We start from the raw sequence: 14,331 nt of genomic DNA, 5'->3' as shown, positions 1-14,331 counted from the left end.
CGAACATAAATTTTCTATGCTATGATAAAAATATTACTTGACCTTAGGTTCTAAGGGTATTATGTAATGTTAATTATATATATTGAGGTTTAATATGTTTATGGAGATTAATGGTACAATAAAGGTTATCAATAATGAAATAATGCTTATTATAGCGCAAGATGATTTTAAAAAATTTCAAGAGTATGAAAACATTTCAAGTTCTAAAAAGTTTTATGCGGGTTTTTCACTAGGTAATAAGCAATTATATATTACCGGTTTGTTTGAAAAAGAAAAAAAAAATCAAGGAGATAATATTGTAATCATGCCTATATCTTCAGCTAACAAACAAGGTAACGGAAAAGCTTTTACTACTGCAACAGAAATAAAAACCCTGTTGGGCCTTGATAATACAAAAAAAGAAGTTGAGGTACAGATGCTTCAACATCCCCAAAAACAATTAGAAGAATTGAAACCTAAAATACAAGAATTAGAAGCTGCAAAGAAGAAAGCTGAGGAGGAATTGAGAACTAAAACACAAGAATTACAAGATCAATTGGACACAGCTCAGCAGGAAAAACAAGACTTAGAAGCTGAAGTGGAAAAACTAAAGGCAATAGATTCTACAGCGTTACAGCAGCAGTTAGAAGAGAAAAATGCTAAAATAACAGAATTGGAAGCATTAGATGCTGTGGCGTTACAGCAAAAGTTAACAGAGAAAGAGAATGAAATAACAGCATTAAAAGCTCAACAAAATACACAAGAAGTTGCGGACTTACAGCAACAGTTACAAGCTAAAGACGAGGAAATAACAGCATTAAAAGCTCAACAAAATACACAAGAAGTTGCGAACTTACAGCAACAGTTACAAGCTAAAGACGATGAAATAACAGCATTAAAAGCTCAACAAAATACACAAGAAGTTACAGACTTAAAGCAACAATTAGCAGATAAAGAGAAAGAAATAGCACAACTAAAACAACAACAGCCAAATGCTGAAGTTGACAAACTGAAGGCAGACTTAACAGCTAAAGAGAAAGAAGTTGACAAGCTAAAGAAGGAAAATAAAGAATTAGAAGCTGAAAACAAAAAAATTCAACAACTAAAACAAGGCAATGGAGCACGGTACACTGCTACTGTTGGTATGGGTCTTGCTGCTGGACTGATAGCATTTACTGCACTTGAACGTACAGTTAAGTTAGAGATGTTAGTAATGATTGGTATAGCAGTAGCATCTGCACTCGTAGCCGGTGGTATTACATATGCAGTATTACCTAGTACTCAAGTAGATGGGGCAAAAGCACAAGAAGTAAATGAGAATGGGAAAAAGAAGTAACAAGGGTTAAGCCGAAATGTACGTGTCAAGTAAAACACTTGACGCAAACTTCAGTTTTTGTATTCTTTTATTAGCATAATATAATTTTGTGCTGATTGTGCAATATGTTTAATTTCTTCATTCGACATTTTTTTGAAGAATTTTGCTGGCCTACCAGCCCATATTTCACCACTTTTTATCACTTTTCCGTGTGTTACCAGTGAGCCAGCAGCTACCATAGCTTCAGGCTCCACAACTGCATGGTCCATCACGGTAGAGCCCATACCAATAAACGCCTTATCATGCACCGTGCATGCGTGCAACACACAAAAATGTCCCACTGTTACCATGCTGCCAATAATTGTGTCACCACCTGGGTTTCTATCCACATGAATTACCGTTCCATCTTGAATATTTGTTCCATTACCTATTTTTATTGATCCAACGTCCCCTCTGATTACACAATTAAACCAGATGCTCGCATTTCTTCCTATTTCAACCTTACCTATGATATGCGAACCACCTGCGATGAAAGCACTTTCGTCTATTTTTGGTTCATAATCTTTGTATTTTAAAATGTGATACATATTAAGCCCAAAGTCTTATGCATATGTTAATCAAAATAAGGTAAGCAGTAAATACATACTTAGATTTCAAGTTATTTGGGTGACAGATGTTCTTGACTTACGTGCTTTGTACTGCTAAGATTTTTATTTTCAGCCCTATCTATAATGTCAGTAGCGGTATTAAGTATATTTCAAATAATATTGGTTGTTGTGTTAGTAATTTTAGTGCTCTTGCAGCCGCCTGGAAGTAGTTCGTTAAGTGGTTTTAGTAATACACAACAGGGGGTCAATTCGATGATTCCGGTGAAATCTTCTGAAAACCCGCTCAGCAGAATAACGGCTATTGTTGCTGGATTGTTTATTATAAACACATTGCTATTGTCAGGATTATGTTCAAAAGACGTACATAAAAAATCGATCGCAGAAAAAATTATATTAGAAAAAAAGCAAGAAAGTGAATCTACTTCTGTTCCATTTGAAAATTAATGAAGGAAGCTAAATTTATCTTTGTCACAGGTGGAGTTGTGTCATCGCTTGGTAAAGGCTTAGTTGCTTCAAGCGTTGGTACGCTTCTTCAAGCTCACGGTTTTAAAATCCGTATCAGAAAACTTGATCCATATCTAAACATTGATCCTGGGACAATGAACCCAACTCAGCACGGAGAGGTATTTGTGACCGAGGATGGTGCTGAAACTGATTTGGATCTTGGGCATTATGAGCGTTTTACTGGAATTAAAGCAACAAAAGATGATAATATAACAACTGGTAAGATATATCATGAGTTATTGAAGAAAGAGAGGCGTGGTGATTATCTGGGCAAAACTGTGCAAGTCATTCCTCATGTGACAGATTTAATCAAATCGTTCATTTTTAATGGTACGGAAGGTTTAGATTTTGTAATATGTGAAATAGGCGGAACTGTAGGTGACATTGAAAGCCAACCATTTTTGGAGGCTATACGCCAAGTTAACTACACATTAGGAAAACAAAGAGTTATCCTTATTCACTTAACTTTAATACCATATCTTACCGCAGCGCAAGAATTAAAGACAAAACCAACGCAGCATTCAGTTCGAGAGTTAAATTCCGCGGGGTTACAGCCAGATATTATATTATGCCGCAGTGAGAAAGAAATTTTCGATAATCAAAGAGAGAAAATAGCTAAGCTTTGCAATGTTTCTTTATTCAATGTGATACCTGCCCCTGATGTGAGTCATATATATGAGTTACCGGTGTTGTATAGCCAATGTGGGCTTGATACGCAAATTTTGGAGCACTTTCATTTAAGTAAGCCAAAACCAAGCTTGACTGAATGGGATCAAATAGTGCATTCCATAAGGCACCCAACACAGGAAGTTACTGTATCTATAGTGGGAAAATACACCGAATTCCCTGATGCGTATAAATCACTAGTTGAAGCATTAAATCATGGTGCGATTAGTAATAAAGTCAAAGTAAGGATAAATTGGGTTAACTCAAGAGAGAAGGAAGAAAAACCTATAAATGAAAAACTTATAGGAGAGAAATTACAGAATTCTCATGCAATCCTTGTTCCAGGGGGGTTTGGTGATGACGGAGTAGAGGGTAAAATATTAGCAATAAATTATGCCCGTACAAATAATATCCCATTTTTCGGAATTTGCCTTGGTATGCAGCTTGCAATTATTGAATTTGCTCGTAATGTTGTTAAGCTTGAAGATGTACACTCTGAAGAATTTCGTAACTGTAAACATCCAATCGTTAAGTTAGCTGGCGATCAAGATGACGATCTTGGTGGAACCATGAGACTTGGGGCATACAAATGTAATATAAATGCAAACTCTAAAATGATGGATGCATATAGTAACACTACTATTTCAGAAAGACACAGGCATAGATACATAATCAATTCAGATTATAAAGATGATTTGGAAAAAAATGGGCTGCTATGCAGTGGCATATCAGAAGATGGAACGTGCATAGAGGCAGTGGAGTTAGAGAGTCACCCGTGGTTTATTGGTGTGCAGTTTCATCCAGAATTTCAATCAAAGCCGTTTTCTCCTCATCCTCTTTTCGTGTCGTTCGTTAAAGCAGCAATTGATAAGAAATAAGTGCCTAGTGTTTAAGTATCAATATATGGAGCTTGCCATAGAGCAAGCCAAACTCGCTCAAAAAAATGATGAGGTGCCCATAGGTGCTGTAATAGTGAGTGGAGACAATATCATTTCTTCTGCACACAATATATCCAGCGATCCAACTGCACATGCAGAGATGTTAGCGATCAGACAAGCATTTTCAACTCCCACGCTTTGTGATGCTGATATGTACGTAACATTAGAACCATGTCCGATGTGTGCTCAAGCCATTTCCTTTGCCAGAATTAAACGATTGTACTTTGGAGCTTATAATCCAAAAGGTGGAGGAATTGAAAATGGTGCTAAGATATTTCAATTTTGCAGCCATATACCTGAAGTTTATGGTGGGATATTAGAAACAGAATGCTCTTTTTTGTTAAAGGATTTTTTTGAGAAATTGAGAACATAGTTTAAGTCTATCAATTGTCATTTGCTTGCTTATCTCTGAAACTATCTTCACTTTTTTCCATATAGCCGCCTCTAGTCTAACTGTGCAGATCGATTTGCTGCCACGCGCGTAATAAGTACAACATTAGAGTTGCTAGATAAATTATTATTAGTACCAGCTTCAGCGGCCAAATAACGACCATCTTCAGTACATGTGAGTATATAATTTAATAGTGTTGCGGCTGCTTCCCTATCATTCAGTTTTGGGTCCAAACAATAATCTATCAATTTACTAATTGACTGTTTATTTGTAACTCGACCCTCAAACTCCCTGAGAGATCCTACTCTCTCTCCTAAGTTTATAACGAATTGCTGCGTTTCTTCAGGTGTAAGTTTACCTACTCTGTAATCTAACTCATTTGCGGTTCTTGCACGTTCTACTTCTTCGTGTCCATAGCAGCCTAATAGGTTACTTATTGCCTGTACCATACCATTTAGACTATTTGCAAGTTCTACTCCTAATATCCTATACAATGACTCTTGTACCGATGTCGTATAAACTTCATCAATCACTTCTTTCAGGCAGGCCAGAGTATAGATTATAAATTTTCTTTCTTCTCTTGATTCTGATAGGCTCTTTAAAATATCAGTAAGAGTTGGTACTATAACATTCCGCACAACTTCTTGATTTCTTATTAAGTTTGGTACTGTATTTTTTAATACCTTAGCCCACTGCTTATCTTCAGGCAATTTTCTTTCACTTATGGCAGTTAAAATTGTACTTCCAAGAGTTGGATCAGTTATTGCCTGAAAAATAGCATATGATACTTCCAATGATAAATGGTAAACAAGCGATAATAGATGTAAATTGGAAATAGGAATGCTGGAGCGTATCTTTAGAACATCTTTAACAGCAGCATAGAATTTCTTTAAAGTACTAGAATCTCTGGCACCTTGAAGTTCTTCAAAATTACTTAACTTATTAATGAAATTTTCTTGTATATTTTGAAATCTTGCTTCAATTAATTCCTTTTTGGATGTCATTTTTTTAGCTACACTTTCAGTCTTTTCCTTTACTTCCAGGTATAGTGCACCTGCTTCTGCTCCTCTTTCTGCTATAGTTGATAACCCGCTAAACAAATCATTAGCTGCTTCTTCTAGACTTATGTTAACATAGATGCTATTGCAGTCAAAAAGAAGGTCACAGCTACTATTACTAACACTAGCGGAGACATTTTAATTAGAGTAAACGTGGCTGCAGCTCCCATACCAAGCGAAAACATCGCTACACATCCAACCGCTACTTGGAAATACAACTTACAGTTTTTCTTATTATTTGAAATGTTTGCGTTATTTGAAATGTCTGCTCTGTTTCGTAAAAGAAACCCGATACCTTCTATATCTCGATTCTGAAGAGCTTGTATCAGTAAAGATGACCCATTATGCGAAACATTTGCTCCTAGATCTATACAAGATTGAGCACTATCAAATAATTTATTGTTGAAAAAATACTCCAATAGTGTTTCACCAGAAGGCAATTTGAAATTTTTTACTAACTGCATGTTTTCACTCTGATCACCTCTTTCTATATATAGCTTGAATAAATAAACAGCTTCCCTAGGAGCTATTCTTGCGTGAAAAGCATATTCAAATGCTGTAAGGTTATCATGATTTTTGATATAGAGATCTGCACCATTCTTAAGAAAATCATAAAAAGTAGCGTTAGCTGTATAGGTTTCATCACATTCAATTAAGCGCTGCTTAATAAAATTGACAACAGCGTAGTGTAGTGAGCTATTTCCATTATTATCTGGTATATTAACGTTAACTCTTTGTTTTATGAGATATTTTGCATGGCCCAACTTATCTTGAATAATTGCATTTAGTAATAACGTTCTTCCTTCAGCATCTTGAGAATTTACTCCTTCATGTGCTCCCCTTTCAAGCAATAGCACAGCATTTTCAACATCACCTTTTTCAGCTGCAACACTCAGTAGGGCTTGATCACCTTTATTAACATTAATGTTAGCACCATTTTTTAGCAACCAATCTATAACCTCTTCCTTTTCGCATCTGTCCTCAATCTCTAATGCTTTTGTAAGCACATCAAAGCAGTAGTTATGGTCAGAAACAAGTTTATTTAAATCTAATTCCCCTATATTAAGGTTGCGTGAGTATAAAAACTTTTCACTATGTTGTGCTCCATATTTTTGCAGCAAGCTATACATTTCACTGCCATATTGAGCATAATCCAAAGCAGTACAACCATCATTATCCTTAGCATTTACTTCTATTTTTTGATATAACATAGACAATGGCAAAAACCTTGCTACCAGGTACTGAGACACTTCTTTTTCATTAGCTTCTAAAAACAACTCAACAACTTTTCTATTTTCATTCCTAACAGATCTATGCAGTACAGTACGATCGCTAGCATCTATAGTATCAATCCTACTGCCATTGCTTATTAATGAACTCATAACTTTTGATGAGCATTTTTTTTCTATAGCAACGTCTAGAATAGTTTTGCCATTTTTTGTAGCATTTATATCTAAATCTTCCTTGATAAGCTGCTTAATTCTGTTTTCCCTATCGGTGCTGTTTTTTATTCTCAACACATCTTCAAAGTACTCAAAATTAGACCACGCATCACACAATGCTTCATTTTCTACTGATTTTTGTATTCTTTCTGAGTAAGCAATATCTGAATGAACAGCATTTCCTGCTTGTTCACGTACTATATTAATTCTATTATTATTTTCTGTATTTGTTGTCATATACCCTCTATAAAGCCTAACTTATATCATACTATATTTGTGACGCTTGTAAAGACTTAAATTTACAGTTGGAAATACTGTTTTTTTAGACGAATAGAATAAGAAATTAGTGTTACGCATAAAAAAGTTTATCATGGCATGTGTTTTTGATCGTTCTAATTTTTCCGCAATAAAATTTTCTCATTTAGCGAGATTAGCGCATTTTTCACACCTTTTTTCAACTTAGGAGAATACACACTTAAGAGAAAACTAAGACCAATCAAATTTCTTATCTTGCGGTTTTATTTGCAATATTGCTACCACACTGATCAACAAGCAGAAGACTATATAAAGCCCAGCAGCAAGGTTTGTTTGAGGAAATGTTACAGTCAACCAAATACAAACCATAGGAGTAAATCCTCCATGTAACGCATAAGAGATATTGCGTGATAAGCTCACACCACTAAATCTAACATTGGTAGGAAAGAGTTCAGATGCAACTATTCCTATGGGAACTATACCCCTTTCTATTATAGAGAGAACCATTACGCTCAACGCAATCACAAGATAATTTTTATAGTAATATGCAATAGATAACGCAGGACAACACAGTGCCATTGTAATTGCTATAAATAAGATTGCAGTGCGCTCTTTTCCAACTTTATCAGCCAACATTCCAAACGCTATTGAAGATATCGGCATTAATACACTGGTTATAATCAATACAATTTCGTTGATATATGTTGTTACATAAACATCCACTGATGCTATTTCCTTTGCGAGAGTTCGAAGAAATATGGTAAATCCAACAGCAACATTAACAGGTACAGATATTAAAATAGCAAGTATAAGAGCTCTCTTGTGGCGTTTTATAAGCTCTATTATTGGCAAATCAGGTAAATTTCTTTGTTTTCGATTTTTTTCATATGCTGGAGTTTCTCCCAATGTGTATATGCTATACGCGCTAATTAATCCTAAAATAGCTGAGAAAATAAATGGCAATCTCCAACCCCAGGTACAAAAATCAGTAGTTTTTTTGCAGATAATCACTATCACCGCAGAAAGCAAGACGCCAATGGAGCGACCAAAACCCATCATTCCAAAATACATCCCTAAGTTCTCTTTCCTACTGGATAAATGCTCTATAAGATAAACAGAACTTCCTTGTTCACCACCAAGTGCAATTCCTTGTGTTATATGGATTGCAAGAAGCAATATAGTAGAAATTATACCTACTTGATTGTGACTTGGAATAAATGCAATGAGACTTGATGGTATCGATATTAGCAAGATAGTAATTATTAATGCTATCCTCCTTCCATACCTGTCACCAACGTGACCAAATATGAATGCACCAAGTGGCCTTACAATTGCACCTAGCCCTACAATTCCAAATAATTGCAGTATGTTACTGTAGACATCTTTTGCAAAACAAAACTCTCTGCTGATTATGTTAATCAAATCAATAAAAAGCATGTAGTCATACCATATTGCGATTCTGCAGAGTATGGTTGATATCAACACCCTTGTTTGCACTAAATTCAATTCGTAAATGTTTGCTTATTCTATTCTGGCTGCTTTTTGGGATTTTACAACCTAAACATATGGAGTTGACTTTTTTATTATGGTGTGTGAAACTAAAATGTTATTAACATAGGGACAAAGTTATGGTGGGTACAATTTATTTAGCGATGCTGGGCGTGGCAGCAATAATAGGAGCTATAATAGGCACTTTAATAGGTCTCTTACTAAGTTTCACTAGTCTTTCACCTCTGATAATAGGCGGAACTGTTGGAGCCATCTATGTAGTGCCATTAATTGCAGCTTTCATAACAATTCTTTTGTATCCAATTCCATATGAGCGTCATAGCGGGTTAACATTAAAAGAAACTGCGTGTCTAGCTGGCTTGTTTATTGGAAGTGTTGCAGCCGGAGTTGGCCTTGTTGCATGTGGCTTGACTCCAATAATTAAAGTAGATTCTTTATCAACTACAGTTAGTTCTTTGTTAGCTATGGGAGCTACAATACCAGTACTTCTGATTGCAACTGCAATTGGAGTAGCTATTGTAATCGAGCTTGCTGAGCAAGCTAAGGAGTACATATCAGGTAAAATAATGCAAGCAGAAAAAGAACCTGTGACTGATACACATGAAGAACCAGGCTTTAAAATGGAAGAAACAGAAGAAGAAAAAACTGCTGGAAATGGGTGGAAAGTACCTACGTAAACTGCTTTTTTTATTGAAAAATTTAGAAAGATGTTGTAAAATTGTTATAGTAGTAGATTTTGGTAAAACATATGGCAGATTCAGGTATTAACATTAGCGAAAAAGTTTTAAAGAATCTTACTCGCTTGGCTAAAGTGAAAAACCAATCAGTTCAAGAGCTAGCAGAGGGGTTTATACAAGAAGCGATTGAACATGAGGAAGATATAGCGATAGTCAAACTCGCTATCCAACGTGACACCCGAAATGCAAAATTCATCAGGCATGAAGACACCAACTGGGGATAAGTACCTAATCTGTTATGAGGAAAATGTAGTTCACGAAGATATTCCAAGTCTCACTGCCATTAAGTTAAGGAAAAAAGATAGGTTTTATGGGATAATATAGATCCAGCACTTATTAGACCTGGACGTTTAGGTCAGAAGGTTTATGTCCCTAATCCAAACATAGAGGTGAGACAAAAGATATTGGCACTTTATATGCGAGGTACAAAAACTGATGAAAAGCTAAGCCTCCAAGACATTGCAGACAAGACTGAAGGCTATTCTGGGGCTGAGTTAGAGCAATTAGTGAATGAAGCAAAAATTAGCGCTGGTGCGCAAAGACGGCTTATAGTGAGTGAGGAAGATTTCAGTTACGCGCTTCACAGGTTAAGTCCAGAACAAGAAAGAGATAGAATAAGGTTAGTTTCAAACGTGGAGACACAGACAGAAGTATCTTATTCTATTTAGAGTATAAAACTATCATAAATTTTTCTGTTATTTCCAAATAAATTGCTATTAATTTAACAACATACATTACTAAAAGCTTAAATAATCCAGCCATTTCCAGCAACAAAAAACAGCAAGCGTGAGAAGATTTTTTTTTGGAATGAGTTGGTCATGATGTTTGTAAAACTTAATTTGTACACTTTACTTACCCCCAGTAATTCTGATATAGTTACTTTAGTTAAAGTCTATAAAAGTTTATAAATGGCAACCTTAAGTGTAAGAGAAGCTTTATGCACAGCAATTAGAGAAGAAATGCAAAACGACTCTGATGTGCTTATCATGGGTGAAGAAGTTGCAGAGTATGATGGTGCTTATAAAGTAACGAAAGGATTACTGAAAGAGTTTGGAGAAAACAGAGTAGTTGATACGCCTATTACCGAACATGGATTTGCTGGCCTTGCTGTTGGAGCGGCATTTGCTGGATTAAAGCCAATAGTCGAGTTTATGACTTTTAATTTTTCTATGCAAGCTATTGACCAAATTGTGAATTCCGCAGCAAAAACAAATTATATGTCAGGCGGACAACTTGGATGCCCTATAGTATTTCGTGGACCAAATGGCGCTGCAGCAAGAGTTGCTGCACAACACTCTCAATGCTTTGCATCTTGGTATTCACATATACCGGGGTTAAAAGTAATAGCACCTTACTTTGCCTCCGATTGCAGAGGTCTACTTAAAGCTGCAATTCGTGACCTGAGTCCGGTAATATTTCTAGAAAACGAAATAGCTTACGGACATGAACATGAAGTTTCTGACTCTGAGCTATCAAATAAAGATTATCTACTTGAGATAGGCAAAGCTGCTGTTATACGAGAGGGAAAGGATGTAACTATCACTGCTTTCTCATTAAAATTAATGGATGCCTTAAATGCAGCAGATTTACTTTCAGGTGAAGGTATAGAAGCTGAAGTTATTGACCTCAGAACCTTAAGACCACTTGACACTCAAACTGTTATTAACTCTATTCAGAAGACTAATAGGTTAGTTAGTGTAGAAGAAGGATGGCCATTTGCAGGAATAGGAGCAGAGCTGTCAGCCGTTGTTATGGAACAAGGATTTGACTACCTTGATGCTCCAGTTATGCGCGTAACTGGCAAGGACATCCCCTTACCTTATGCTACAAATCTAGAAAAAAAAGCATTACCACAAGTGGAAGATATAGTTGAAGCGGTGCATCAGGTCTGTTTTAGAAAAAAACAAGTTTTAATTTCCAATACGATAAAGAAAGCAACTTATTGACAAAAGGATCTATTTCTTTTTGTCCACTCCACATTGGTCCATCAAAGAAGTATTTCCAGTGCCGCCTATACCACCCATTACTTTTGTCACAATAGTTTTAGCACCGAAAAATACAGCACAAAATACACCGAGTGCAAAAAGAGCTGGCCATGGCATTCTACCAAATATCGCAAGCAAAGCTGCACCTATTATCACTACGGTCATAAGCGGTCCGCCTATCCCCCAAACGTAGCCAATAATATTACATATTACTTGAGCAGTTGTGTCAGCATTAGTGTCAGCAGCAGCACTCCCAACATGAGAAAAAGAAATAAATAATACTATAAGAAAAATATTGAAAATTCTCTTGATTGTAGGATTCATCTCTATACCTTAAACTTAGATATTGTAATTATATCTAAAATACTATAATTTTTAGTAAAACTAGCATAAAGATTGAATAACAAACGGTGCCACAAAAGTAGTTGATACACAACTGCACAAATATTGTAATATAGACATAGTAAACGATATTATTCCAGTGCCCAGACACTGGGATCCATTTTCTTTTTTCTAGATTCCAGCGTTACGCGCTGGAATGACAGCAGTCCTACGTCATACCGCCGCGGTATCTCAGCCGCTAACAAGCAGCGGGATGACGGTTGTTGTTTAGCCATAAACATTAAGAAATTTACCAAATGGAAAAAAAAGGCAAAAGAAGCCCTGGGGTTATTATCCGCTTTAAAATATTGGCGTTTTTTATGTTTTAAACGCTTGACAAGCGAGATTCAGCCGCTTTTAATTGCAACTAACTTACGCTGCAAATGTTTAAGAAATTTACTAAGCAGAAAAAAAGACAAAGAATCCCCGAGTTAGCTAGTCTTTTACTATCTCTGTCGAGTATTGGCATTTTTTGATGTCTTGTAACGCTTTGTAAGCGCGTTCAGCTTATTTAGATAAAAATCTAGATGTAGATGAAGTTTTGTAAAGACATACAGTATCTATATACTGCAAAAAATTGAACATAAGACGCCGATACATTAAGTAATCCTTACCTTTTAATCTGCAGATTGGCGAAAGCAAATACAATAGCTTCAGTTTCATGATAAGGGCGCTGGCGGAGTTTGTCAAGGAAGTTTTTTTGTTTCTATGCTGTCAGCTACCTGAATATTGATCATACGGGTTCCATCTGTTATATATAATCTTTTTGAATACGAAGAAAACTGATGAATGAGTATGATATTACGGTTATAGGTAGCGGTCCTGGTGGTTATATAGCGGCAATTAGGGCGGCACAGCTTGGGTTTAAAACTGCAATTGTAGAAAAAGAAAAAAATTTAGGCGGTATATGCTTAAATTGGGGATGTATACCAACAAAATCGCTACTTAGGGCGTCTGAGGTTTATAGGCTAATAAAAAGATCAAAAGAGTTTGGTATAGAAGTAAAGGGAGCGAATTTTGATATACAATCAATAGTGAAATATTCAAGAAACGTTGTTGATAAATTGTCAAGCGGTGTTGCTTATTTGATGAAAAAAAATAATATCAAAGTTCATCAAGGTTTTGGTAAACTTGCAGGCAATGGTACTATAAAAGTCGTTAGCGATAAGGAAGAACAAGAAATTGTTTCCAAGCATATCATTTTAGCAACAGGCGTGAGGGCACGGAATCTGCCTGGAATAGAGGCAGATGGAGATTTAATATGGAATGCGCAGCACGCTATGACTCCAGAGAGATTACCAAAATCGCTACTAATTATAGGGTCTGGTGCAATTGGAATAGAATTTGCAAGTTTTTATAGTACTTTGGGTGTTGATGTAACAATCATAGAGATAAAGAGCACTATTTTGCCGCTGGAGGATAAGGACATTTCAGATTTAGCACAAGAAATATTCACAAAACAGGGGATAGAAATATATACAAGCAGTAGCGTAAAAGCTCTTACTAAAAGTAAAGACTCTGCTCAAGTGCTACTAAGTAGTGGTGAGAGCAAAGAATTTGAGAGGGTGATTGTTGCGGTTGGAATTCAAGCAAATATTGAAAATATAGGTTTAGAAAATACAAAAATTAAATTAAGCCCTTCTGGCTTTATTGAAACGAATGAATGGTATGAAACTAGTGAATCAAATGTGTATGCAATAGGTGATGTAGCTGGCCCACCATGTTTAGCACATAAAGCGAGCCATGAAGCCGTGATCTGCATTGAAAAGATTGCTGGTAAAAATGCTCATGCGTTAAAAAAAGAATGCATACCAAATTGCACTTATTCTCATCCACAAATAGCGAGCATCGGCCTTACTGAGGAACAGGCAATAAAAGGTGGGTATGATATAAAAATAGGAAAATTTCACTCTAACTTTAATGGTAAGTCTGTTGCACTCAGTGAAACTGAAGGGTTAGTGAAAACGATTATAGATAAAAAAACCGGAGAAATTCTGGGTAGCCACATGATAGGTGCAGAAGTAACGGAGTTAATTAGCAATTTTGCTCTTGCAAAGCAACTAGAAGGAACAGACTTCGACATAAAATCTACGATTTTTCCTCATCCAACCATTTCAGAGATGATACATGAATCAGTGCTTGCTGCAGATGTTAAATAGTTGAACTAACGTTCCATCGTTTTAGAGTTGTCAATGTCTTGAGTAGTAGTTTGATTAGGCACTTTAGTTTCAATAGATTGATTACCACCAGCATCAGAATTCTGTAACTCTTCTTTCAATCCCTTAGCTGCTTCTTTAACTTCAAGCTTTGCCTTTGGATGAAGATCTTCTGGGCCTTTTCCTTTAGTATCCAAACCTTGTTGTAGATTAGTGCTTTTCATTTTATTATGCTGCTCGTGCTCAGGTAGGTCAACGACCGAATTGAAAAGAATTTTTATTATATTTTTTAGCAGTTCTAAAAAACCTCCGCTTCTGCCTTCTCTTTGTTCTTGAGGTTTATTTTTCTCATTAGGTTCTTTTTTACTATTACTTTTAGGCATTTTTAACTCAACTATCATAACGCT

The 14,331-nt window shown here is 35.9% G+C and carries 16 protein-coding genes; 9 read left to right on the top strand and 7 right to left on the bottom strand.

Features of this window, described 5'->3' with window-relative positions; genetic code table 11:
• The first annotated feature begins 94 nt into the window (after window positions 1-94).
• Window positions 95-1,315, top strand: coding sequence for a hypothetical protein (locus INQ25_RS01685; protein WP_213862909.1), 1,221 nt, complete (start codon window positions 95-97; stop codon window positions 1,313-1,315).
• Between the two features lie 50 nt (window positions 1,316-1,365).
• On the opposite strand, the gene INQ25_RS01680 is transcribed toward INQ25_RS01685, so the two are convergent.
• Window positions 1,366-1,881, bottom strand: coding sequence for a gamma carbonic anhydrase family protein (locus tag INQ25_RS01680; RefSeq protein WP_213862908.1), 516 nt, complete (start codon window positions 1,879-1,881; stop codon window positions 1,366-1,368).
• A gap of 144 nt (window positions 1,882-2,025) precedes the next feature.
• On the opposite strand from INQ25_RS01680, the gene secG reads away from it, so the two are divergent.
• From secG to INQ25_RS01665, 3 genes are read left to right on the top strand one after another with little or no spacing between them, the layout of a single operon-like run.
• Complete coding sequence (gene secG / locus INQ25_RS01675; protein WP_007548880.1) at window positions 2,026-2,346, top strand: preprotein translocase subunit SecG; 321 nt, start codon at window positions 2,026-2,028, stop codon at window positions 2,344-2,346.
• Window positions 2,346-3,950 carry a CTP synthase gene (locus INQ25_RS01670; protein ID WP_213862907.1) on the top strand — a complete coding sequence of 535 codons (1,605 nt, stop codon included), beginning with the start codon at window positions 2,346-2,348 and terminating at the stop codon, window positions 3,948-3,950. The genes secG and INQ25_RS01670 overlap by 1 nt, the downstream gene beginning before the upstream one ends.
• Window positions 3,951-3,975: 25 nt before the next feature.
• Window positions 3,976-4,383, top strand: a complete 408-nt coding sequence (locus INQ25_RS01665; protein WP_209472967.1) for a nucleoside deaminase — start codon at window positions 3,976-3,978, stop codon at window positions 4,381-4,383.
• Window positions 4,384-4,454: 71 nt separating this feature from the next.
• On the opposite strand, the gene INQ25_RS01660 is transcribed toward INQ25_RS01665, so the two are convergent.
• From INQ25_RS01660 to INQ25_RS01650, 3 genes are all read right to left on the bottom strand, one after another.
• Entirely contained in the window at window positions 4,455-5,501 is a 1,047-nt protein-coding gene (locus tag INQ25_RS01660; protein WP_246484061.1) for a hypothetical protein, read from the bottom strand.
• Window positions 5,502-5,524: 23 nt separating this feature from the next.
• Window positions 5,525-7,138 (bottom strand): ankyrin repeat domain-containing protein, encoded by a 1,614-nt coding sequence (locus INQ25_RS01655; protein WP_246484060.1) that lies wholly within the window; start codon window positions 7,136-7,138, stop codon window positions 5,525-5,527.
• Between the two features lie 249 nt (window positions 7,139-7,387).
• Window positions 7,388-8,653: an MFS transporter gene (locus tag INQ25_RS01650; protein WP_264373821.1), complete on the bottom strand. Its 1,266-nt coding sequence runs from the start codon at window positions 8,651-8,653 to the stop codon at window positions 7,388-7,390.
• A 155-nt stretch (window positions 8,654-8,808) separates the two neighbouring features.
• Here INQ25_RS01650 and INQ25_RS01645 point away from each other — a divergent pair, with 155 nt between their 5' ends.
• From INQ25_RS01645 to INQ25_RS01630, 4 genes are all read left to right on the top strand, one after another.
• Window positions 8,809-9,342 (top strand): hypothetical protein, encoded by a 534-nt coding sequence (locus INQ25_RS01645; RefSeq protein ID WP_246484064.1) that lies wholly within the window; start codon window positions 8,809-8,811, stop codon window positions 9,340-9,342.
• A 71-nt stretch (window positions 9,343-9,413) separates the two neighbouring features.
• Window positions 9,414-9,626, top strand: a complete 213-nt coding sequence (locus INQ25_RS01640; protein WP_213862905.1) for a hypothetical protein — start codon at window positions 9,414-9,416, stop codon at window positions 9,624-9,626.
• 180 nt (window positions 9,627-9,806) lie between these two features.
• Entirely contained in the window at window positions 9,807-10,070 is a 264-nt protein-coding gene (locus tag INQ25_RS01635) for an ATP-binding protein (protein ID WP_246484059.1), read from the top strand.
• Window positions 10,071-10,310: 240 nt separating this feature from the next.
• Window positions 10,311-11,348 (top strand): pyruvate dehydrogenase complex E1 component subunit beta, encoded by a 1,038-nt coding sequence (locus INQ25_RS01630; protein WP_213862904.1) that lies wholly within the window; start codon window positions 10,311-10,313, stop codon window positions 11,346-11,348.
• A 9-nt stretch (window positions 11,349-11,357) separates the two neighbouring features.
• On the opposite strand, the gene INQ25_RS01625 is transcribed toward INQ25_RS01630, so the two are convergent.
• Together INQ25_RS01625 and INQ25_RS01620 are read right to left on the bottom strand one after the other, a co-directional pair.
• Complete coding sequence (locus INQ25_RS01625) at window positions 11,358-11,711, bottom strand: TrbC/VirB2 family protein (RefSeq protein ID WP_213862903.1); 354 nt, start codon at window positions 11,709-11,711, stop codon at window positions 11,358-11,360.
• A gap of 149 nt (window positions 11,712-11,860) precedes the next feature.
• Window positions 11,861-12,004 (bottom strand): hypothetical protein, encoded by a 144-nt coding sequence (locus INQ25_RS01620; protein WP_213862902.1) that lies wholly within the window; start codon window positions 12,002-12,004, stop codon window positions 11,861-11,863.
• A gap of 549 nt (window positions 12,005-12,553) precedes the next feature.
• Between INQ25_RS01620 and lpdA the strand changes: the two genes are divergently transcribed.
• Window positions 12,554-13,927, top strand: coding sequence for a dihydrolipoyl dehydrogenase (gene lpdA / locus INQ25_RS01615; RefSeq protein WP_151807945.1), 1,374 nt, complete (start codon window positions 12,554-12,556; stop codon window positions 13,925-13,927).
• A gap of 5 nt (window positions 13,928-13,932) precedes the next feature.
• Here the strand turns inward: lpdA and INQ25_RS01610 are convergent, their stop codons facing one another.
• Window positions 13,933-14,325, bottom strand: coding sequence for a hypothetical protein (locus INQ25_RS01610; protein WP_006279962.1), 393 nt, complete (start codon window positions 14,323-14,325; stop codon window positions 13,933-13,935).
• Between the last annotated feature and the right edge of the window lie 6 nt (window positions 14,326-14,331).

The organism is Wolbachia endosymbiont of Rhagoletis cerasi (genome assembly GCF_018454475.1).
GTDB classification, from domain to species: Bacteria; Pseudomonadota; Alphaproteobacteria; order Rickettsiales; family Anaplasmataceae; genus Wolbachia; species Wolbachia pipientis.
The sequence above is the reverse complement of the archived record's forward strand: the minus strand, read 5'-3'. Positions and strand labels throughout refer to the sequence as shown.